The organism is Microbispora sp. H13382, from assembly GCF_014161445.1.
GTDB lineage: Bacteria > Actinomycetota > Actinomycetes > Streptosporangiales > Streptosporangiaceae > Microbispora.
The window spans coordinates 16,378-37,091 of sequence record NZ_JABBXA010000006.1 but is presented as its reverse complement, the minus strand read 5'-3'; the positions used below and the strand labels follow the sequence as shown (position 1 = coordinate 37,091).

At 73.2% G+C, this 20,714-nt stretch carries 18 protein-coding genes; 6 read left to right on the top strand and 12 right to left on the bottom strand.

Annotation, left to right across the window (positions count from 1 at the left end; all coding sequences use genetic code 11):
• The first annotated feature begins 2 nt into the window (after positions 1 to 2).
• On the top strand, positions 3 to 851 hold the full coding sequence (locus HHX41_RS14230) for a hypothetical protein (protein ID WP_182906361.1): 849 nt from the start codon (positions 3 to 5) through the stop codon (positions 849 to 851).
• Between the two features lie 124 nt (positions 852 to 975).
• Positions 976 to 1,146, top strand: coding sequence for a hypothetical protein (locus HHX41_RS14225; protein WP_169984287.1), 171 nt, complete (start codon positions 976 to 978; stop codon positions 1,144 to 1,146).
• On the opposite strand, the gene HHX41_RS14220 is transcribed toward HHX41_RS14225, so the two are convergent.
• The 4 genes from HHX41_RS14220 to HHX41_RS14205 are packed head-to-tail and all read right to left on the bottom strand — an operon-like array spanning position 1,106 to position 4,701.
• Positions 1,106 to 1,819, bottom strand: a complete 714-nt coding sequence (locus HHX41_RS14220; protein WP_182906360.1) for a VOC family protein — start codon at positions 1,817 to 1,819, stop codon at positions 1,106 to 1,108. The genes HHX41_RS14225 and HHX41_RS14220 overlap by 41 nt on opposite strands.
• Positions 1,806 to 2,591, bottom strand: a complete 786-nt coding sequence (locus tag HHX41_RS14215) for an alpha/beta fold hydrolase (RefSeq protein ID WP_182906359.1) — start codon at positions 2,589 to 2,591, stop codon at positions 1,806 to 1,808. The genes HHX41_RS14220 and HHX41_RS14215 overlap by 14 nt, the downstream gene beginning before the upstream one ends.
• Complete coding sequence (locus tag HHX41_RS14210; protein WP_182906358.1) at positions 2,591 to 3,520, bottom strand: Rieske 2Fe-2S domain-containing protein; 930 nt, start codon at positions 3,518 to 3,520, stop codon at positions 2,591 to 2,593. The genes HHX41_RS14215 and HHX41_RS14210 overlap by 1 nt, the downstream gene beginning before the upstream one ends.
• The gene (locus tag HHX41_RS14205) at positions 3,517 to 4,701 is read right to left on the bottom strand and encodes an FAD-dependent oxidoreductase (RefSeq protein WP_182906357.1); all 1,185 of its coding nucleotides are present in this window, start codon (positions 4,699 to 4,701) and stop codon (positions 3,517 to 3,519) included. The genes HHX41_RS14210 and HHX41_RS14205 overlap by 4 nt, the downstream gene beginning before the upstream one ends.
• Before the next feature lie 117 nt (positions 4,702 to 4,818).
• On the opposite strand from HHX41_RS14205, the gene HHX41_RS14200 reads away from it, so the two are divergent.
• Positions 4,819 to 5,982, top strand: coding sequence for a cytochrome P450 (locus HHX41_RS14200; protein ID WP_182906356.1), 1,164 nt, complete (start codon positions 4,819 to 4,821; stop codon positions 5,980 to 5,982).
• Positions 5,983 to 5,994: 12 nt separating this feature from the next.
• Here the strand turns inward: HHX41_RS14200 and HHX41_RS14195 are convergent, their stop codons facing one another.
• From HHX41_RS14195 to HHX41_RS14185, 3 genes are read right to left on the bottom strand one after another with little or no spacing between them, the layout of a single operon-like run.
• Positions 5,995 to 6,852, bottom strand: a complete 858-nt coding sequence (locus tag HHX41_RS14195; RefSeq protein WP_169984293.1) for an ABC transporter permease — start codon at positions 6,850 to 6,852, stop codon at positions 5,995 to 5,997.
• On the bottom strand, positions 6,852 to 7,796 hold the full coding sequence (locus tag HHX41_RS14190) for an ABC transporter ATP-binding protein (RefSeq protein ID WP_169984294.1): 945 nt from the start codon (positions 7,794 to 7,796) through the stop codon (positions 6,852 to 6,854). The genes HHX41_RS14195 and HHX41_RS14190 overlap by 1 nt, the downstream gene beginning before the upstream one ends.
• A 28-nt stretch (positions 7,797 to 7,824) precedes the next feature.
• Positions 7,825 to 8,217: a hypothetical protein gene (locus tag HHX41_RS14185; protein WP_211592441.1), complete on the bottom strand. Its 393-nt coding sequence runs from the start codon at positions 8,215 to 8,217 to the stop codon at positions 7,825 to 7,827.
• Positions 8,218 to 8,516: 299 nt separating this feature from the next.
• On the opposite strand from HHX41_RS14185, the gene HHX41_RS14180 reads away from it, so the two are divergent.
• Genes HHX41_RS14180 through HHX41_RS14170 form a run of 3 tightly spaced genes read left to right on the top strand, consistent with a single transcriptional unit; the run spans position 8,517 to position 10,788 of the window.
• Entirely contained in the window at positions 8,517 to 9,767 is a 1,251-nt protein-coding gene (locus HHX41_RS14180; RefSeq protein WP_182906355.1) for a cytochrome P450, read from the top strand.
• Positions 9,764 to 10,606, top strand: a complete 843-nt coding sequence (locus HHX41_RS14175) for a methyltransferase domain-containing protein (protein WP_169984296.1) — start codon at positions 9,764 to 9,766, stop codon at positions 10,604 to 10,606. The genes HHX41_RS14180 and HHX41_RS14175 overlap by 4 nt, the downstream gene beginning before the upstream one ends.
• Positions 10,603 to 10,788 carry a hypothetical protein gene (locus HHX41_RS14170; protein ID WP_169984297.1) on the top strand — a complete coding sequence of 62 codons (186 nt, stop codon included), beginning with the start codon at positions 10,603 to 10,605 and terminating at the stop codon, positions 10,786 to 10,788. Before HHX41_RS14175 ends, HHX41_RS14170 begins: the two co-directional genes overlap by 4 nt.
• A gap of 71 nt (positions 10,789 to 10,859) precedes the next feature.
• Here the strand turns inward: HHX41_RS14170 and HHX41_RS14165 are convergent, their stop codons facing one another.
• From HHX41_RS14165 to HHX41_RS14145, 5 genes are read right to left on the bottom strand one after another with little or no spacing between them, the layout of a single operon-like run.
• Positions 10,860 to 13,835 carry an NHLP bacteriocin export ABC transporter permease/ATPase subunit gene (locus HHX41_RS14165; protein ID WP_182906354.1) on the bottom strand — a complete coding sequence of 992 codons (2,976 nt, stop codon included), beginning with the start codon at positions 13,833 to 13,835 and terminating at the stop codon, positions 10,860 to 10,862.
• Positions 13,832 to 16,084: an NHLP family bacteriocin export ABC transporter peptidase/permease/ATPase subunit gene (locus tag HHX41_RS14160; RefSeq protein ID WP_182906353.1), complete on the bottom strand. Its 2,253-nt coding sequence runs from the start codon at positions 16,082 to 16,084 to the stop codon at positions 13,832 to 13,834. Before HHX41_RS14160 ends, HHX41_RS14165 begins: the two co-directional genes overlap by 4 nt.
• Positions 16,085 to 16,095: 11 nt before the next feature.
• On the bottom strand, positions 16,096 to 16,908 hold the full coding sequence (locus HHX41_RS14155; protein WP_182906352.1) for a biotin/lipoyl-containing protein: 813 nt from the start codon (positions 16,906 to 16,908) through the stop codon (positions 16,096 to 16,098).
• Positions 16,905 to 18,365, bottom strand: a complete 1,461-nt coding sequence (locus HHX41_RS14150; RefSeq protein ID WP_182906351.1) for a SagB family peptide dehydrogenase — start codon at positions 18,363 to 18,365, stop codon at positions 16,905 to 16,907. The genes HHX41_RS14155 and HHX41_RS14150 overlap by 4 nt, the downstream gene beginning before the upstream one ends.
• Before the next feature lie 16 nt (positions 18,366 to 18,381).
• Positions 18,382 to 20,637, bottom strand: coding sequence for a TOMM precursor leader peptide-binding protein (locus HHX41_RS14145; protein ID WP_182906350.1), 2,256 nt, complete (start codon positions 20,635 to 20,637; stop codon positions 18,382 to 18,384).
• Between the last annotated feature and the right edge of the window lie 77 nt (positions 20,638 to 20,714).

Sequence of the window (20,714 nt, the reverse complement as noted above, 5' to 3'; positions counted from 1 at the left end):
GGGTGACGCGCACCCCCGAGATCCCGGCGGCCCGGCGGGACGCCGCCACACCGCGCACCGCCTCCCTCCGCGCCGCCTGGGGGCCGCTGGCCCTGTCGTACGCCACGGCGCAGTTGGTCGAGGTGTTCCTGCACGAAGGGTCGCACGCGCTGGCCGCCCGCGCGATGGGGTTCCATCCTGCCATCGGTCAGTTCGTCGAGTTGCACGTGCCCTCGGCGGAACGGGCGCAGGAGGCGCTGGTGGCCGCCGCGGGCCCGGTCGGCAGCCTCGTCACCGGCCTCGTCTGCTGGGCGCTGTACCGCCGCCGCGGGCCCTCCTATCCCCGGCTGCTGCTGATGTGGCTGGCGATGACCGGCGTCGCCGCGTTCCTGGGCTACCTGGTGGTCATGCCGTTGCTCGCACCGGGCGACACCGGCGTCCTGGCCCGCCTCTACCACGTGCCCGTCGCCGTCCAGTTCCTCGTCGCCGCCGCCGGGATGGCTCTGCTCTATCTGGTCACCCGGCCGCTCAGCCGGATGTACCTCGACTCGCTGCCCGCGAGCGTGCCGCTGGACACCCCGCGCGACCGCAAGGCGGCCGTGACCCGTCTGTGGGTCCCCTACTTCCTGGGCCTGGCGCTGCTGGTGCCCGCCGCCCTCGGCGGCGACCCCGAGGTGGTCTTCTACGGCATCCTCGGCTGCTGGGGACCGGGAATGGCGCTGGTCGGATTCATGACGCCCAATGCGGGCCGGCCGTACGAACGGCGGGAGAGGCCGGAAACGGACTGGCGGCTTCCCGTGTGGGCGTTTCTCGCCTATGCGGCGGTGGTCGCGTTCTATCTGCTCGTGCTGCGGCCCGGCCTGCATATCTGACGGCGGAAATACGCATACGTACGTCCCCGCGATCCCGATGCGTAATAACCGGAATCACGCTGGACGGCCCACCGGAAATGCCCGATGATGCGTTCGCCGAATTCTTTTCCCTCGGGGAGACGCCATGGGACTGCGCAACATCCGCCTCATCGTGCCGCTGGTGTACGCGATCGCGGTCGTCGTGTCACTGATGATCGACAGGACCGTGGGCGCGGTCGTCGTGGTCGTGGGGGCGATCCTCGTGGCCGCGTTCTTCATCTGGTTCCGCCCGCGGAGCGGAGCCGGCCGTCCCTGACGCCGAACAGCGCGCCCCAGGGGTCGCGCAACACCACCTCGCGGCCGTCGTGCCCCTGCCCGGCCACGCTGCCGCCCGCCCGTTCGGCGGCTGAGACCGCCGAGGGCACGTCGTCCACGAGGAAGTAGGACACCCACTGCGGGGACGCCCCGTGCGGCATCCCGCGCACGTCCCGCCCGGGCGGCGTCTCCTCGCCGAAGAGCCCGGCGTAGAAGACGCGGGCCGCGGCGGGGTCGGCCGCCCACAGCTCGTGGCCGCAGGTCGCGCCGGACTCGTCGACCAGCACGATGCCCTCCGCCCAGTGTCCCTGCCAGAAACCGACCGACGCGCCCGCCGGATCGACCGCGAACAGGAACCGCCCGTTCGCGCCGGCGCCGAGCGGCCCGAACACCACGGTGCCGCCCAGGGCCGCCACCCGCCCGGCCACCGCCTCGGCGTCCTTCGCCGCCAGGTAGGTGTTCCAGGCGGCCGTCATCCCCCGTCCCCGCGGCACCTGGCCGAACCCGCCGACGACCTCCCCGCCCCGCCGCGCCAGGCGGTAGCCGTACTCCTCGGGCTCGTCGAACGTCCAGCGGAACAGGCCCGCGTAGAAGTCGCGCGCGCCATCGGGGTCGGCCGCCATGTAGTCCACCCAGCAGGGCGCGCCCTGCGCGTACGTCTCACGCCTCGGCACCGTCTCGGCTCCTTTCCAGGTGCGGCCGGATGAGCCGCGCGGCGGCCTCCGGGCGCTCGATCATGCACAGGTGACCCGCGTCGGCCATCCGCGCCACCCGGCACCGCGGAACCACCGCGCCCAGCCGCTCGGCGTTGGCCGCGAACGTCGGCATCTCGGCGTCCCCGACGAGGACCAGCGTGTCGGCCCGGATCGCGCCGAGCGCCCGGTCGGTGTGCGTGTGCCGGTGGAAGGCCGCCATCGCGCCCGTGCGCAGCTCGTCCCAGCCGTGTCTGGCGATGACCGACCGCAGGCTCGCCCGCAGCCGGGGGTGCGCCTGGGTGCCCCGGAAGATGTCGGGCGGCGAGGACATCCACACGTCCGCCAGGGCGGCGCCGTCGGCGCCGGCCCGCCGCAGGGCCATCAGCTCGCGGTAGCGCGGGGCCGTCCCCGCCTCGCTGGGGGCGCCCGCGATGGTGGGCGCTCCGACGACGAGACGTCGTACGACGTCGGGCGCGTCGATGGCGAGCTGGATCCCGGCCAGCGACCCGAAGGACAGCGCGACGACGTCTTGCGCCCCCTCCGCCCGCGCGACGGCCGCGAGCTCGTCGGCCAGACCCGGCAGCGTCGTGCCCGGCGGCATCGGGCCCGACCCGCCGTGGCCGGGCAGGTCGACGCCGACGTGCCGCCTGCCGGGCAGCAGCGCCCACAGGTCGCGCCAGGTGGAGGAGTCCATCGTGTAGCCGTGGATCCACAGCACGGCCGGGCCGGCGCCGCTCGCGTGCACCCGCATCACGCCGCTCCCCCCGTCCCGGTCGTGGCAGGGGCTCCGGGAGGCGCGACGGCGCCGAAGGTGGCGCAGAACCGGCGGAAGGCCAGCACGGGCCGGTCGCCGGCGTCGTACCGCTGCGGCGCGCCGGGATCGAGATGGTCCCAGACGACGCGGTCCTGCTCGAAGGCGTACCGCGCGCCGTGGACCAGCGCGTCGAGCGCCTCGGCCCGCTCCGGCGGCAACGCGATGGCGACCCGCCCGACGCAGCCCTCGGGAGTCGGCACGGCGCCCGTGATGATCGTGTACGGCGCGTCCGCGGTGCCCAGTTCCGTCACCACGAGGCTGGGGCTGAAGGCCCGGGCGTAGAACCGTGAGGCGAAGTCGAGGCGGCGCTCCCGCTCCCATGGCGGGGCCTTGGTGCGGAACTCCCCCTCGATCGCCAGCTCGCCGTCGGGGCCGGGCGCGACGCGCATGCCGATCACGCGCGGCACGAGGTGGACCTGGTGGAAGTGCTCCGCGTCGAAGGCGTTCTCCACCACGTACTCCGAGGGGACCGCCACCGGCTGGATCACCGCACCGACGACCAGGTTGCCGTCCGCCACCTCTTTGATGGTCCGCTGGAAGCCCCGGTCGTCGTCCGCGGACAGCCGCACGAACACCGCCGCGCCCGCCCGCTCGACGGCGTACTCGGCGACCGACCAGCGCCTGGCCGTGTCCCCGAGCGCCACCCGCTTGCCGTGGAAGGGGCAGATGACGCAGTCACCGTCCAGTTTGCCGCCGTGGCCGAGCGACGCCCCCCGGTGCGGGCACAGCCCGTCGAACACGCGGACACCCGACCCGTCCCGTACGGCGAGCAGCCTGCGCCCGCCGAGCCGCAGGGGCGTCAGTCCCTCGGCCAGCTCCTCCTCGAACGCCAGCAGATACCAGCCCGTGTGCACCGCAACACTCATCGCCCTACCGCCTCCAGGACCTCTCCGGCCGCGCGCCTTCCGCTGGCCATCGCCGCCTGCACCATCGGGACGCCGGCCGCCGTGGCCTCGCCCGCGAAGAACACCGTTTCGCTCACCGGTTCCGCCCACGCGGCCCGTGCCCACAGGGCGCCGACGCGGGGGTAGGTGAACGCCCCTGTCGCCCAGGCGTCCGCGCCCCAGTCGGCCGCCTCGACGTGCTCGGGCCGGGCGTCCCCGGCCCAGGGCAGCACCCGGCCCAGCGGGGGCGGTCCCTCGCGCGCCGCTTCGCGCGCCCGCGCGGCGGCCCCGGCCTTGGCCACCACCAGGACCCGTGTGCTGCCTGCGGTGGAGGTCACGAATCCCAGGCCGCCCTCGGCGTCGAACACGACGGCCGACTCCGGGGCGGGCCGGCAGAGCGTGAGCACCGCGCACCACGCGTCGCCGAGGCGCAGCGACTCGGCCGCCGCCCGCTTGCGGGACGGCAGGTCCGCGATCGCGAGAGCCCCGCCGGCGACGACGGGCGGAGGCACGGTCACCACGGCCGCCGCGGCCATGACCGCGCCTTCGTCGAGGCGGGCCTCCACCCGGCCGCGCGCCCACGTGATGCTCCTGACCGGGCTCCCGCAGTGCACGTCGAGCCCGCGGGCCAGTGCGCCGGGCAGCAGGTCGAACCCTCCGCGGACGGCGAAGCGGCCCTCGCCGACGTCGTCGGCGCGGCGTCCCGCCGCCATGCCCGCCGTGCTGAGCGACTCCGGGTCGGCCGCCCAGTTCTGCCGCAGCCACTCGGCCTGGTCGCCGCGGGTGAGCCGCCCGGCCGCGGGCACGTCCTCCCCCTGCCCGTCCAGCAGGCTCTGCTCCACGGCCCACGGCGGGTTGCCCAGCCGGGCGAGCACGCCCAGCGGCAGCACCCGGCCCGCCGTCGCGACGAGCGCCCGGCCGGGGCTGACCGGTTCGGCCGCGTCCGGTTCCAGCACGTCCCAGACCGGATTGCGGTCACCGTGGACCACCTGGGCGCCAAGCTCGAGGGCCGGCTCGTCGCCGCCCGGCCGGTGCGTGCGCACCCGGCCGCCGACGCGGTCCCTGGCCTCGACCACCGCGACGGCCAGCCCGGCGTCACTCAACCGCCGCGCCGCGGTCAGCCCGCTCACCCCCGCGCCGACGACCACTACATCGACCCGCATCGCAGCCTCCCATAGGCCCGTTCGGTCAGCAGTTGCTCGCATTGATCCCGATGGCGGCCGCCCTGTAGTAGCGTGGCGATGCCGTGATCTTGTGTCCTCAGCCCCGAAGGACCGCCGATGACAGCTCTCCGCCGGCTTCCCGCCGGTCTGGCCCATCCGTTCTCGCCGGCCGGCAGGGCCGATCCGTACCCCGCGTACGACTGGCTGCGGGCCAACGACCCGGTCCACTTCGACGTGACGTCCCGGATGTGGCTGCTGACGGCCCACGAGCACTGCGCGAGCGCGCTCAAGGATCCCCGGTTCTCGGCGGCCCTGGGCCAGCGCGAGCGGGTGCGGGACGACGACCTGCCCGCCTCGATGCTGACCACCGACCCCCCTGACCACAACCGGCTGCGCGCCCCCGGCACGGCCCTGCTCGGACCCGCCGCGGTGCGCGAGCTCGCCGGCGATCTCGCCGCCGTCGTCGACGGCCTGCTCGACGGGCTCGCGGGCGCGGCCGAGGTCACCCGGCATATCGGCGAGCCGTTCGCGACCGGCGTGCTGGCCCGGACGCTGCTGTTGCCGCGCGAGGACGAGACGGCCTTCGCGGACCTGGCGCGCCGGGCCTCGGTCAACCTCGACCCGCTGGCGGGGCCCCAGGCCGCGCGGGAGGGCCGCGCGGCCATGGGCGAGCTGACCCGTTTCCTCGACGCGCACGTGGCGCGCGGGCCCGGGGGGTCGATCGCGCGGCTGGCCGCGGACGAGCGGCTGACCCGGCCGGAGATGCTGGGCATCCTCTCGCTGGCCGTCGTCGGCGGCTGGCGCCCGCTGGCCGAGATGGTGGGCAACGCGCTGTTCTGGCTGCTGCCCCGTCCCGAGGCGCTGGCCGCCCTGCGCGACGGCGGCGACGACCTGGCCCGTACGGCGGTCGACGAGCTGCTGCGGCTGGAGGCCCCGATTCCCTTCACGGCGAGGGTGACGACCGCCGAGGTGTCCTTCGGGCGCGCGGTGATCCCCGCCGGGGCGCGGGTGCTCGCGGTGGTCGCGGCGGCCAACCGGGACCCGGACGTCTTCGACCGTCCGGGCGACCTGGTGCTGACCCGGTCTCCCAATCCCCACCTCGCCTTCGGCGCCGGCACCCATTTCTGTCTGGGCGCGCCCCTCGTCCGGCAGGCCGGCGCGCTGCTGCTGCGCGGCCTGGCCGAGCGCTTCCCCGCGATCCGCGCGGACGGAGACCCGCCGGCCTGGGCGCCCGTGCTCGTGCCGCGGCGGCTGGGCGAGTTCCGGATCCGGCTCTCCTGACCCGAGGGGTGGTCAGCGGACGTTCGGCCCACGCCAGCGGAAGGTCAGGAAGCTCAGCGCGAGCCCGGCCAGGCACCACGCGGCCAGCACCAGCGCGACGCGGTCGAGCTCCCACACGCCCGCGGGCTCGACACGGGCGAAGTCGTTCGGCAGGAACACCGAGCGCAGCCCCTGGGTCATCCACTTGAGCGGGAACAGCGCCGCCACCGTCTGCATCCACGACGGCAGCTGGCTGTAGGGGAAGAACACCCCCGAGATGAACTGCAGCACCAGGAACGGCAGCGTGACGATGGCCGACGCCGACCGGGCGTTGGGGATGACCGAGCTGAAGGCCACGGCCAGCAGCGTGCAGGCCACGGCCCCGAGCATCAGCACCCACACGAGCGTCTCCCAGCGGGCGGCGGTCGAGGGCAGCGGCAGCCCGAACGCCAGCACGCCGACGGCCAGCAGCAGCAGCGTCTCCAGGGTGCCGGTCACGGCCACCCTCGCCACCTTGCCGACGAAGTAGGCGGACTTCGGCATCGGGCTGGAGGCCAGCCTGCGGATCATCCCGGTGTCGCGCTCGATCGCGATGCTGATGGCCAGCCCGTTGAAGCTGACGCTCATCACGCCGCAGGCGATGATGCCCGCGATGAACATCTGCTTGAAGTCGGTGTGGGTGCCGGGCACGGTCCCCGAGAAGATGGAGCCGAGGACGACCAGCAGCACGACGGGCAGCAGCAGGGTGAAGACCAGCGACTGCCGGTTGCGGAAGAACGACTTGAGCTCGACCGACGACCGCGAGACGGCCGCCCGCCACACGGCGGAGCGGACGGGATCGAGCACCACCGCGCCGCCTTCGCTGGTGAGGGCCGCGTTGGGAGCGCTCATCACACGACACCGCCTTCCTGGTTGCTCCGGATGAGGTCCAGGTAGATCTCCTCCAGCGACGGCCGGTGGATGCGCAGGTCCGGCAGTTCGCGGACGCCGGAGGAGGCCGCCCAGGGCAGCAGCGCGGCCATGGCCTCGGTGGGATGGTGCGTACGCACGACGACCAGGCCCTCCGCCTCCTCCACCACGGCGTCGCCCGGCAGCGCGGGCAGGCTCGCGCCGAGCCCGTCCGTCCTGGCGAAGCTCACCGCCGCGGGCGTCGCGCGCCGGCCGCCCAGCTCCGTCACCGGGCCCGACTCGACGACCCGCCCGTTGACGATGACGGCCGCGCGCTGCGCCAGCGCCTCGACCTCGTCCAGGTAGTGGGTGGTCAGCACGGTGGTCTTGCCCCGGCCGGTGAAATAGCGGACGAGGTCCCACGCCTCACGGCGGGCGACGGGGTCGAGCCCCGTCGTCGGCTCGTCCAGGAAGATCAGATCGGGGTCTCCGACGACGCCGACCGCGACGTCGAGCCGCCGCGCCTGGCCGCCGGAGAGCGTCTGCGCCTGCTTGCGCGCCTGCTTGCCGAGGCCGACCATGTCGATCACCTCGGCCACCGGCAGCGGCGCGGGATAGAACGACGCGAAGTGCTCGACCACCTCGCGTACGGTCAGATCGGTGTACGCCCCCGTCGTCTGGGGGACGACACCGATCCGGGCGCGCCACTCGGGCGCGTCCTCGGCCGGGTCGCGGCCGAGGACGCGCACGTCGCCGGAGGTCCGCCGGCGAACGCCCACCAGGATCTCCACCGTGGTGGTCTTGCCGGCGCCGTTCGGCCCGAGGAGGGCGAACACCTCGCCGCTCCGCACGTCGAGGTCCACCTCCTCGACCGCGTTCACCGGACCGTACCGCTTGCGCAGGGAGCGCACGTGGACGGGATTCGCCTGGTCGGCGACCGTGGACATGGCCTGGTCCTCCGAGTGGGTCGTGATGTCAGGTGCAGCAGCAGCAGGGGCAGCAGCAGCAGTTGATGTCGATCGCTTCCTGCGCGCTCGCGCCGGCCGCGATGGAGTCGAGGTCGCCCTCGCTCAGCTCGGCCATGTCGACCTGCGGCGTCTCGGGGATGTGCAGCTCGAACCGGCCCGTCTCGAGGCCCCGCTCCCAGAGCGCGACCTGTACGTCGATGTTGCTGTCGTGGTGGCCCTCGGGGATGTTACGGACGAGCACGACCTCGGCTCCCGCGGGCAGCTCCAGACCGGACTCGGCCAGGGCCGAGCGGGGGTCGGAGTCCAGCCGCGCCGAGTATTCCTCACTCGACCACGCCGTGATCAGAACGCGGGTGTACGCGTTCACGAATTCCGCGCGCTGCCTCGGGTCCAAAGACATGACATGCCTCCCGGCTTTTTCGCGGCGTTGTGTTTCGCCGCTTTCAAAATGGAGTCTTACACGGCCGGGAAGTCCGGGACAGACTTAATTTTCGCGCCGGGGCATAAGTATTGAGGCCGTGCACGACGGAGACTATGCTCCGATCAGGAAATATCACCCGGTACGTATTGGCCGTGAATCGCATGCGCAATTCCCCGGAGAATACGTATTACTGAAAACTGGGGGTGGGCATGGCCGGTACGCACAATCGATACGTATCCCTGCCACCGGGGCCGCAGGGCGCCCAGAGTCTGCGCGCGATGCGGGAGGCCCCGCTGCGCTTCGTCACCGAGATGGCCGCCTACGGCGACGTGACCAGGCACGAGACGGAGACCGGGCCGGTCTACATGCTGCACCGGCCCGACCTGGCCCGGCACGTGCTGAAGGACAACGGCGCCAACTACACCAAGGACCGCACGCCCGACGACGACATGCTGCGTCCTCTGCTCGGCAACGGCCTGCTGACCAGCGGCGGCGAGGAGTGGGCCCGGCAGCGCAAGATGATCGCCCCGGCCTTCCGCCCGACCGAGGTCGAGCGGTTCGACCAGATCATGACCGACGCCGCGGCCGGCCTGACCGAGCGGTGGCGGCGGGCCGGTGAGGAGGGCGCGGCGGTCCGGGTCGACCACGACCTGACTTCTCTCACGCTCACCGTCCTCGCACGGGCCATGCTCGGCGCCGACATCGCGGGCGTCGGAGACGGCTTCGGACGGGCGGTGGACGAGGTCAACCGTTTCATCGGCCACTTCGACCCCGCGTCCGAGGGAGGCGGCAGGGAGGGGTTCCGCCGGGCGAAGGCGTTCCTCGACGGTGTCACGCGGGCGATCGTGGCCGCCCGGCGGGCCACCGGCCAGGAGGGCGACGACCTGCTCGGCGCGATGCTGGCCTCGGGGCACGCGATGACCGCGACCGACCTGCGCGACCAGGTGCTGACGATCGTCATGGCCGGGCACGAGACCACGGCCAAGGCGCTGACCTGGACGCTCTACCTCCTCGACCGCCACCCCGATGTCGCGCGGGCGGTGCGCGCGGAGGTGGACGAGGTGCTGGGCGGGGACCGGACCGCCACCGCGGCCGACCTGCCCCGGCTGGCGGCCTGCCAGCGGGCGATCAAGGAGGCCATGCGGCTGTACCCGCCCGTGTGGCTCATCTCCCGGCGCTCCGTCGAGGCCGACGTCGTCGGCGGCTACCCGATACCGCCCGGCACGCTCGTGTGCGTCAGCCCGTACGTACTCCACCGGGATCCGCGGTACTGGCACGACCCGGAGACGTACGCACCGGACCGGTTCACGGCCGAGCACACCCACGCGGGGCACCAGTACCTCCCCTTCGGCGGTGGTCCGCGGGTGTGCGTGGGCCGCCACTTCGCGATGGTCGAGGCCACTCTCGTGCTGGCCGTACTGCTGCGCGGCGTGCGCCCGGAGCTCGTCCCCGGCTTCCCCGTCGAGCCCGAGGCCCTCGTCACGCTGCGCCCCCGGCACGGCATGCTGATGGTCCCGAGGCCCAGATGAGCGGGGCGAGCGGGGTGAGCGCCGGCTCCTACGACCCGGCCACGACGACCGCCGGAGGCCTGTCCGGCGAGCTGGCACGGCTGGAGGCCCAGGCGGAGCTCTCCTTCGACGAGGAGCTGCGGGTCCTGCTCGACGTCGGCGTCCCCGCCCCCCTGCTGGAGCTCGGGGCGGGCTCGGGCGCCGTCACGCGGCGGCTGCGGGCCGCGCTGCCGGACCTGCCCATCGTGGCCGCCGACATCGACACCGCGCTGCTGGCGCACGCGGCGGACGCCCGGGTCCCCCTGATGGGCTGCGACGCCGTACGGCTGCCGCTGGCGGACGGCGTGGTGGGCACGGTCCTGCTGCGGTACGTCCTGCAGCACGTGGCCGACCCCGCGGCGGTGGTGGCCGAGGCCCTGCGGGTGCTGCGGCCGGGCGGGCGGCTGGTCGTGATCGAGGTGGACAGCATGCTGTGGGGCCTGGCCGACCCGATGTACCCGGAACTGGCCGGCGTCCACGGCCGCATGGCCGGGGCGCAGCGCCAGGCCGGAGGCGACCGGCTGATCGGCCGCAAGCTCACCCGGATCCTGCGCCGCGCGGGCTTCCGCGAGGTGGTGCTGCGGCCGTTCGCCACCACCAACGACGACCGCCCCACCGAGGCGTTCGCCCCCCACATGGGGCCGGAGCGGCTGGCGCCGCTGGTCGCCTCCGGGGCCCTGTCCCTGCCCGAGCTCGCCCTGGCGGCCGACCGGTGGCGGCGTTTCCGCGCCGACCCCGACGCCTGGGTCATGTTGCTCGGCCTCGTCGTCGCCGGGACCGCACCGGGTGGTCCCGCCGAGTCCGAACGGAGTACGTCATGAGCCCCTTCTGGAAGATCTTTCTAGCGATCTTCTGCTACATCAGCGGCCTGGTGGGCCTCGGGCTGGCCATCGCCAACGCCAGCGTGAAGCCGCCCGCCACCACCCACGCCTTCGTGTACGGCGGGCTCGGCGTGGTGTTCCTCATCGCCGGCATCGCGATGAGCCGCAAGCCCCGCTACTGAGCACCGCTACCGGGCACACAGGCGCCGCCGGCGGACCCCGGGTCCGCCGGCGGCGCACACGTCTCCGGTCGTCAGATCTGCCGGCGGGCCAGCCGGGCGAACAACCCGCCGGCGTCCTCCAGCAGCTCGTGGTATCTGCCCTGCTGGACGACGCGCCCGCGGTCGAGCACCACGATCCTGTCGGCGTCCCTGATCGTCGAGAGCCGGTGGGCGATCACGACCCGGGTGGCGTTGAGCTGGCGGGTGCTCTCCGTGACGATCTTCTGGGTGGGGTTGTCCAGCGCGCTGGTCGCCTCGTCGAACAGCACGATGCGGGGGTGCGAGACGAGAGCGCGCGCGATCATGATGCGCTGGCGCTGCCCGCCCGACAACGTGTTGGTGCCCTCCGACAGCACCGTGTGCATGCCCATGGGCATGTTCGCGATGTCGTCGGCGATTCCCGCCATGCCGGCGGCGTCCCACGCGTCGTCGGTCGTGTGATCGGTGCTGCCGATGATGTTGGTCTTGATGTCGCCGGCCAGCAGCGCGCTGTTCTGCAGGACCACCCCGCACTGGCGACGCACCGCGCCGATGTCCAGCTCGCCCAGGTCCTGGCCGTCGTACAGGACCGTGCCCGAGCTCGGCGACTCGAAGCCCAGCAGCAGCCGCAGGATCGTCGACTTGCCGCTGCCGGTCGGGCCGACGACGGCGACGAACTCACCGGGCTCGATCGACACGTCCACCTCGTCCAGGACGAGCGGCCCGTCCTCGCCGTACCGGAACGACACCCGCGACAGCTCGATCCGGCCCGACAGCTCGCCCGGATCGGCCTTGCCCGTGTGCTCCTCCGGCTCGGCCGCCAGGATCGGCCGCATCCGCTCCAGCATGGGCACCACGCTCATCGCGGTGATCGCCGCGCCGGTGAACTGCAGCACCGAGGCCAGCAGCAGGTTGAACGCGGCGAAGAACGCCAGGAACGCGGGAACGGCCACCTGCCCGAGCATCGGCCCGGCCACCACGGCGAAGACGATGACCGAGGCGACCAGGGGGAAGCCGGCGTTGAAGGTCGTGACGAAGTTCTGCACCCGGCGGGCGGACACGCCGATGCTGCGCGCCCTGAGGAACTGCGACGCCCAGACCCCGAAGGCCCGGTCCTCGGCCGCCGCCACCCGCAGCTTCGGCACCGCCGTAAGAAGCTGGAAGACCCGGGACGACAGCCGCTGCTCGTGCGTGTAGAGCCGGCGCTGCAGGCGCACCTCGAAACAGCCCGCGACCGCGCACACGAGCACTCCGGCCAGCACGAGCGCCGTCGCGATCAGCGCCAGCCCCACGTCGTAGAAGTAGACGAGCACGAGGTTGGCCAGGCCGGCGAACAGGCCGAGGGCCGCCGTCGTCATGACGCCGGACAGCGTCTCCTGCACCGCGCTGACGCCGAGGACCGTGGTGCCCAGCTCGGCGGTGGAGTAGTTGGTGAAGAACGTCGCCGGCAGCGACAGCAGCCGCATCCACGCGCCCGCCTGCAGGCGTGACGACGACCTGCCCTCGATGCGCAGCGCGGCGAAGTTCTGCACCACCGACAGCGCGGCCGCCACGAGCGAGCCCGCGATCACCAGCAGCGCGCCCTGCACGATCATCTCGCGCTCGGCCCTGGCCACGTACGTGCCGAGCACGAGGCCGGTCATGGCGGGCACCAGCAGGCCGATGACGGCCACCAGTGTGCCCAGGCTGAGCAGGGTCCACAGGTCCTTGCGGTTCTTGGCGAGCCCGAACCGCAGCAGCCCGCCCACCCCGGCGACGGTGGGCGGCAGCGGCTCGTACAGCACGTCGGCGTGCCGGGTCAGGGTGCCGGCCACCGCCGCCGTGACCGGGGTGACGCGCTCCTCCCCCGGCGCGGCCATGACGTAGCGCGACCCGATGGGCAGCAGCGCCACCGGCGCACCGTCGGAGGTGAGGTAGCCCACCATCGGCCCGATGTCCCGCCGCCACCAGCGGTCGTCCAGCCTGATCCTGCGGGTGCGCACGCCGGAGGCGAGCGCGATGGCCTGGAGCGGGTCGATCCGGCCGCCGTGCGCCCCTCCCTGCGGGGGTGCGGTCACCGAGAAGCCGGCGTGCGAGGCCACCAGGCGCGCGGCGGCCAGTGCGGGCGGATCCCCCGCGACGTCGGCGAGGCGGACCCGCGCCTCGGTGTCGCGCACCAGCGTGTCGAACCCGCGGGCGGTGGTGCGCAGCACGTCCCCGCCCCGCTCGGCCCGGCTCGTCAGCACCTTCAGCTCGGCGGAGTTCCGGCGTTCGACCCGCCGGTCGATCGTGTAGAGGAAGCGGGTGGTGTACTCGACCCACCGGTGCCACAGCGCGCCCTCGCCGAGCAGGTCGAGGGTCGACCGGGCGCGCAGCCGGGCCGGGCCGAGCGCCACCAGCCAGTCCCGCTCGGTGACGCAGACCTCGGCGCCCGCGCTGAGCTGACCGGCGACGCCCTCGGGCATCTCGACCACGCCGTCCTCGACGGTGATCCACTGGACGCCGTCGACCGAACGGACGGCCTCGCCCTCGCGGACGACGACGGGCTCGTGCGGCACCAGCGGGACGAAGTCGCGCGGGGGCAGCGTGTCGCGGATCGACGCGGCGAGCGCCACCACCCCGGCATCCAGGCCCCGCACGAACTCGCCCACCGCCAGGCCGTACTCGCGGGTGGACAGGGCGCGGACCGCCTTGCCCGATCGGGACGGGCCGTGGACGCGCCGGGCCGACAGGCCCTCCAGCCGGGCCAGCGGCAGGCGCGACACGCGGGTGCCGAGCACCGGCCGCCCGACGATGCTGTGCCTGGGTCCCCGGGGCGAGCCGAGCATCAGCGTGCCCTGCCGCACCCGGCACAGGTAGTTCCACCTGCCGACCGGCCTGCCGTTCTCCAGGCGTACGGCGAACAGGTCGACCGCGCCGTGCTCGACCAGCAGCACCTCGCGCAGGTCGGCGAGCACGAGCAGCCGGTCGGCCGAGTAGTCGACGGGCGTGGCCGCGTCGGTGAAGAACGACGAGAACGCCGGGGATTCCGCCACGGTCGAGACGCTCATTGGTCCGCTCCCTCGCCGCCCGTCCGGGCGTTCTCGATCAGCCGCGCGTAGTGCCCGCCGAGGCGCACCAGGTCCTCGTGTATGCCGCGCTCCACCACCTCGCCCTCGTGCAGCACGAGGATCTCGTCGGCGTCCCGTACGGTCGACAGCCGGTGAGCGATGATCAGGCAGGCGCATCCCCGGCGGCGCAGGTTGTCGGCGATCACCCGCTCGGTCTCCGGGTCCAGCGCGCTGGTCGCCTCGTCGAGGACGAGCAGGGTCGGCTGCGCGGCCAGCGCCCTGGCCAGCTCCATCCGCTGACGCTGGCCGCCGCTGAAGTTGCGCCCGCCCTCGCGCACCCCGCTGTTGAGCCCGCCGGGGCGGGCGGAGATGACGTCGAAGATGGCCGCGTCGTGCAGCGCGGCGGTGACGACCTCGTCGGAGACGTCGTCGCTCCACAACGTGAGGTTGTCGCGCACCGTGCCCTCGAACAGCGAGATGTCCTGGTCCACGTACGCGATCGAGGCCGCCAGCTCGGTCCGCGAGATCTCCTGGCGGTCGCGCCCGTCGAGCAGCACCCGGCCCGAGGTGGGCCCGTACAGCCCCGCCGCGAGCCTGCCGATCGTCGACTTGCCGCTTCCCGAGCTCCCCACGATCGCCACCCGGCGGCCGGGCACCACCGAGAACGACACCTGTCTGATCACCGGCTTGGCCAGCGGGTTGTAGCCGAACGTCACCTCGTCGAAGGTGATCGACCCGTCGAGGCGGCTGCCCAAGGGCCTGTCCTCACGGTCGAAGACGGGCGAGCGGGGGTGACGTTCCACGTCGTACAGGCGCGTGATGTCGGCCGAGATGTACTGGAGGCGCCCGCCGAGGTTGGTGAGCTGGGTGACCGGCCGCGACAGTGCGCCGAGCAGGCTCTGGAAGGCCACCAGCAGGCCGACGCTGACCGCGCCGTCCACCACCCGCAGGCCGCCGACGAGCAGGATGAGCCCGCTGTTGACCCCGGCGAGCAGCGGTGGCACGACCGTGATGACCGCGCTGGGCACACCCAGCCGCTGCCGGGCGGTCACGGCCTTGGCCAGGAAACCGGCCCATCTCTGGAACGCGCCGGGCTCGGCGCCGGTGGCCTTGACGGTCTCCACGAGCTGCAGCGTGTTGAAGGTGGCCGAGGTGAGGTTGCCGAGGTCGGCCCGCAAAGCGGCCACCGCGTCGGTCCTGGCCCTCGACACCTGCCGCAGGACCACGATGTTGAGCAGCGCCATGCCCACGCCGATGAGGCCGAGCAGCAGGTCGTACCGGATCAGGACGACCGCGTAGAAGAGCACCAGGACGAGGTTGACGACGGTGATCGCCAGATCCCTGGACAGGATTTCGGCGACCGTGTCGTTGGCCGACACCCGCCTGGAGACCTCGGCGGGCCTGCGTTGCAGGAAGAACTCCACCGGCAGGCGCAGCAGATGACGGAAGAAACGGGCGGAGCTGACCAGCCCCATCCGTATCTCCATCCGCAGCAGGTAGTGCCGCTGGACCGAGGTCAGCACGAACATGGCCAGGGCGGTCATCGACATCGCCAGCAGCAGCGGCAGGATGAAGCCGGGACTGCGGCCGGTGAGGATGTGGTCGATGAACACCCGGCTGAACGCCGGCGCGATGATCCCGGGCACGACCAGCAGCAGGCTCGCCAGCAGCACCAGCGGCAGCGCCCGGCCGGTGGGCATGCGGCGCGACAGCAGCGCCTCGGCCACCCGGGTGGGGCGGCCGCCGGGCCGGAACCCGGGCCCGGGCTCGAAGGTCAGCACGATGCCGGTGAAGCCCGAGTCGAACTCGTCCCAGTCGAGCAGGCGGGGACCGCTCGCGGGGTCGTTGACCGCCACCGCCTGCCTGCCGAAGCGGGTACGGATGCCCTCGACGACCATGAAGTGCTGGAACGCCCAGAAGATGATCGCCGGTTTGACGACGTCACGCAGGTCGTCCAGCTCCATCTGGAAGCCCTTGGCCTCCAGCCCGTACTTGCGTGCGGCGGCGATCACGCTGGACGCCTTGGCACCGTCCCGGGACACCGCGCAGGCGGCCCGCAGCTCCTCCAACGGCACGAATTTGCCGTAGTGGCCGAGGATCATGGCGAGGGCGGCCGCCCCGCACTCGACGGCCTCCATCTGGATGACGGTCGGTGTGCTCCCGCGCCGGCCGCCCCTTCGGGGATGAGCGCGCCTGCGCGGGGCGCGGGGCGGCTGGGCGTCGGCGCGGGGCGCCGTGACCTGGCTCATCCGTCTCCTTCTCAGCGTCCGAGGAGCAGGTTGAAGGGGGTCTGGCTGCTGAGCGTGACCGTGCCCGTCACCGTGACCTGCGACCGCAGCTTCGTCGGGGGACCGGTCTCGGTCGTCCAGGAGTAGCCGGAGGGGGTCGCCGCGTCCGGGAGGAGGTCGACGACCACCAGGCGGGGCGGCTGCGCGGTGACGTAGCCGCGCGCCGCGAGGTCCCCGCCGACGAGGCCGGCGACGCCCTCCGCCATCAGCGGGTAGGGGCTGATCGAGGTCACCTTGCCGCGCAGCAGCCCGAACACTCCGGGCGGGGCGTCGGCGACCGCGAGGTCGACCATCCGGCCGGGGGCGATGCCGAGCGCGTGGTCGCCCGGCACGAACAGCATCGCGACCAGGCGGTCGTGGGGATCGTCGGTCCGCTCCATCGCGAGCAGCCCGTCGCCCTCGCGGACCATCGCGCCCACGCTCGCCGACGTGGTGACGACCTCGCCCGCGAACGGGCTGCTCACGGTGCGCACGGTGCCGTCGGCCCGCAGGACCTCCGCCACCGCCTGACCACGCACCACCCGCAGGCCGGGGCTCACCATCATGGTCCGCACGGTCCCGGTGTAGGGGCTCTGCAGCTCGGCGGTGCCCGCCGGACGGGTCAGCAGTCCTTTGGCGGTGACGGTGACCGGCAACCGGCCGACGAACGACCACGCCCCCGCGGCGACGACCACGATCAGCACGACGAACGTGGCGATCCAGCCGCGCGGAGAGGCGAGCAGGGTCGGGGAGTCGAGCTCGTCGGGCTCCCGCATCCGCTGCAGGGCCTTCAACCGGAACTTCACGCCGGCCCCCCCGTCGGCCATCGCGGCGGCGTCCCCGCCGCGGCACCCGGCCTGCTGCCGAGCAGGAGCTCACCCACGCTGCCCTCCGCGTGCGGGTCGAGGCCGCTCGCCGCGGCGAACTCCGCCGCGTCCCCGCCGCCGAGCCCGCAGACCGCCAAACCCATGGCCGTGGCCACCAGGTAGAAGGTCTGGTACAGCACGCCAACGTGCTTGAGGATCAGCGAGTACGCGATGGTCTCGTACTTCCACATCACCCGGCCGAAGCGGGCCGTCACGATCAGCAGGACCTGGGGGTCCTCGGTCATCATGGCCGCCGACCTGGCCCGGTCGAGCAGGATCCGGGTCGCCGGGCCGGGATCGGCCACCCGTTCCAGCGCGTGCGCGTCGGCGGCGTAGTGCCACAGCCCGGGCTCCAGACCCTCGCAGGAGACGACGAGGGGGTAGACCTCCAGCTCGTGGACGGCGCCTCCGGACGGATAGGGCCGGTCGGCCAGCTCCTGGCCGTCCTCACCGGTGAACGTGCGCCGCTGGCGCATCGTCCGGTAGAGCAGCTCGCCCAGGTGGTCCAGGGTGATCGGGGCGGCGGCGTCGTGCTCGCGGATCGAGCGGCGGCCCTCCAGCACCTCGGTGAGACCGGCCTCGGTCTTCGCGATCGCGTCCAGGTCCGGAGGCTCCAGGGCGATCCGGGGACCGGGGAAGGCGGGCGGCGTCGCCGGCAGCGGATCCCACACACCTTTCAGGGGATAGGTGCCGCCGTAACGCCCGGTCGTGCGCGGTTCCCGGGTGCGGGTGTGCAGCCACAGGTCGGCCGGCGACCATTGGGCGAGCGGTGCGGCGCCGCGCTCGGGGTCCTCTCCCTCCGGCGTCGGCCGCACCAGCAGCCCGGCATCGGCGAACAATCCGAGGACGGCCGCCGTGGTCCCGGCCGGCAGGCCGGGGCAGGCGAGCGCGGCCGGGGTCGTCCAGTCCGCGAGCAGGCCGAGCAGCGGGGCGGCGGCCGGGGCGAGCTCGACCCCGAGGGGACTACGGGGCGCGCGCACCACGAGCCTGCCGTCCTCCGGCCCCGCGACGGCGAACCTCGACAGGCGCACCCGGGTGTCCGCGGCGAGCGGCGCGGCCGGGCGCAGAGGGCCGCCGCCGTAGGGACGCAGCACGGCCACCGGCTCACCGCCGGACGGCGCCACGGCCCGCTCCAGCAGCGCCCCGGCCGACAGCTTGCGCAGCAGCATGTGCCAGCGCAGCAGCCCGCCCTCGCCGTCGTGCCCGGTGACGATCCCGGCCAGCTCCTCCTCGCTCGCACCGCCGCCCGCGAGCACGCGCAGCGCGGCGACCGCGCCCGCGGGCAGGCCCCGCAGCGCGGCCGGGCCGAACGGCGTGGTCAAAGTGACCGCCCCCGGCGTCTCCCCTGGTTCCGACAGGCCGGCGTCACGGCGCAGCCGCACCTCAACGGTGTGCATCGCTCCCCCTATCGGGTCAGAAGAAGACGCTCGTGGGGTTGAGTTCCTCCTCCGTGGCCGGCTGCGTCCGCCAGCCGAGGGCCACCGGGACGTCGTACAGGCGGCCCGGGCCGAGCCTGCGCCAGAAGTGGCGCATCCCGGGAACCAGCACCCGGGCCACGTTGAGCTCCAGGTCCGGCCGGGTCTGGTCGAGCACGATCATCTCCAGCCCGCAGGCGGCGGCCCGGGCGACGCAGGTCTCGACGTCGGCCGCGAGGTCGGTGTCCTGTGGCACCACGTGGTCCGCGAGTGTGCGGGGACGCTGCGCGGGGTCGGGCAGCAGCCAGGGATCGCTCTCGATGGTCGTGCCCTTCCACCAGCGGAGCGTGGCGATGTCGTCGTCGTGATAGATCGTCTCGCCGTTCTCGTCCCTGCGGCGTACGGAGGGGAGGAACTGGTTGACCTCGGTCAGCGTCCGCAGCGCGGCGATCCGGGGATCGAGGTGGGCGCCGAACCCCACGATGATGTCCTGCACCGGGTGGTCGAGCCGGTGGGAGACGCCGGCGAAGGCCGGCACGCCGAGGTCGGTGGTCAGGTCGAGCAGCCACAGGCTGCGGCCCATGTCCGCGTAGAACTCGCGCAGCGTGTCGACGTACGGCTCGTTGAGCGAGTCGAGGTCGAAGGCGGGCCTGCGGGCCCGGTTGTACCACCACAGCGCGACCGCGTCCCGCTCCACCACCTCGCAGAACCCCTGCAGGATCGCCTCCTCCAGGGTGTTGCCCGAGGCGCTGCCGTTGGAGTCGCCGACGCAGTAGAAGTGACGTTCCAGGTCGGGGTGGCCGTACCAGGCGTATCCGGCGGGGATCAGCCGCTCCTCGTCGGCGGTCAGCGACCAGGCCCGCGACCAGTCCAGCGGCAGGTCGGTGCGGAACCTCTCGGGCACCAGGTGCAGCCGGTGCGAGGGGTCGCTGTTCCAGGCGGACCGGTCGCCGTACTGCTTGTCCGAGAACAGCAGCAGGTCGTCCGGGTGGACCGCGAGGCCCTCCCCGATGTCGGCGTAGGCCGCCTTGAGCACCGGCTCCTCGCCGCGCCACACGCCCGAGTAGCGCTCGATCGCCTCGCACAGCGCGCTGACCTTGGCCTGAACCTCGGTCCGGCCCTTGCCGCCGCTCTGCCCGCGCAGGTTGCGGCGCAGCAGGTCCATGTTGTCGCCGAGCATCGCGAAGTTGTGACCCGCGGTGTAGCTGTAGGTAACCCCGTTGTCCTCGCCGGTCCACGGGCGCAGCCCGGTGACCGCGCCCAGATAAGGGCTGACGTGCCGCTCGAGCCGGGCGTACGTCGCCGAGGGCTGCTCGACCCGGTAGCCGCCGTCGGTCACGTGCCGGGCGGTCCTCGAGGCCAGCGCCACCTTCGGCTCGCGCTCGCGGATCAGCGAGGGATCGCCGCACACCGGGCACTGCGGCAGCCGGATCAGCTGGTGCTCGGCGGTGGTGAGCGTGCGCAGGTCGACCGTGATCATTTTGCCCTGCAGCGTCGAGGGTTCGCCGGTGGCGGCGGTCCGCACGAGCTCGGCCGCGAGCAGCCCGCCCACCGCCGCCACGCCGCCCGGCAGAGCCTCGCGCACCGGATGGGTCGGCCGCCCGCCGCCCCGCTTGCCCGCCAGGTAACGCTCGACCTGCCGGTTGCCCTCGAGCCGCTGGGACATGCAGGCCCAGCAGCCCGTGTCACCCGGCTGGAACAGCGGTCCGAGCCAGGCCACGGTGCCGGCCGGCCTGACCAGCACCCAGGGCCGCCCGGCCGCCAGGCACTCGGCGTTGAGCTCCTCCAGACCCGGGTCAAGGTAGTCGTCGACCACCGCCACGACCATGCCGTCGCCGTGCGGATCCGTGCGCAGCCCGTGCTCGCGCAGCAGCGCCTCGACCGGTCCGGGGTCGACGCCCGTGCCCGCGAACACGCGGAAGGAGGTCTGCTCCAGGGCCGTGACGACGGCCGCGGGGTCGATGCCCTGCGCGTCCCAGAAAGCGAGCACCGGATCGGTCAGGGCCGGCCGGCCCTCGACCAGGTGACCGGCGGCCTCATAGCGCCGGATGGCGAGGACCGCCTGGGCCGGTGACAGTTCGCCGGCCAGTGCCTGGACGATGTCCATCACCGTGTGCCGGCCGTCGAGATAGGGAAGGACGCGGCCCGAGCCCGCGCCGCGTACGAGATAGTGCTGGCCCTCCGCCAGAAGGAAGACTTTCGCGTCGTCGAGGACTTCGGTGGTGAAGTGCGCCTTTAGCCGTGGCCGTTCCATGCCCCCCGCCATTCACTGCGCGATTAGCCGATGAGCGGAGAATTCCATTGGATTCAGGAGGAAGTAAAGACGTATTT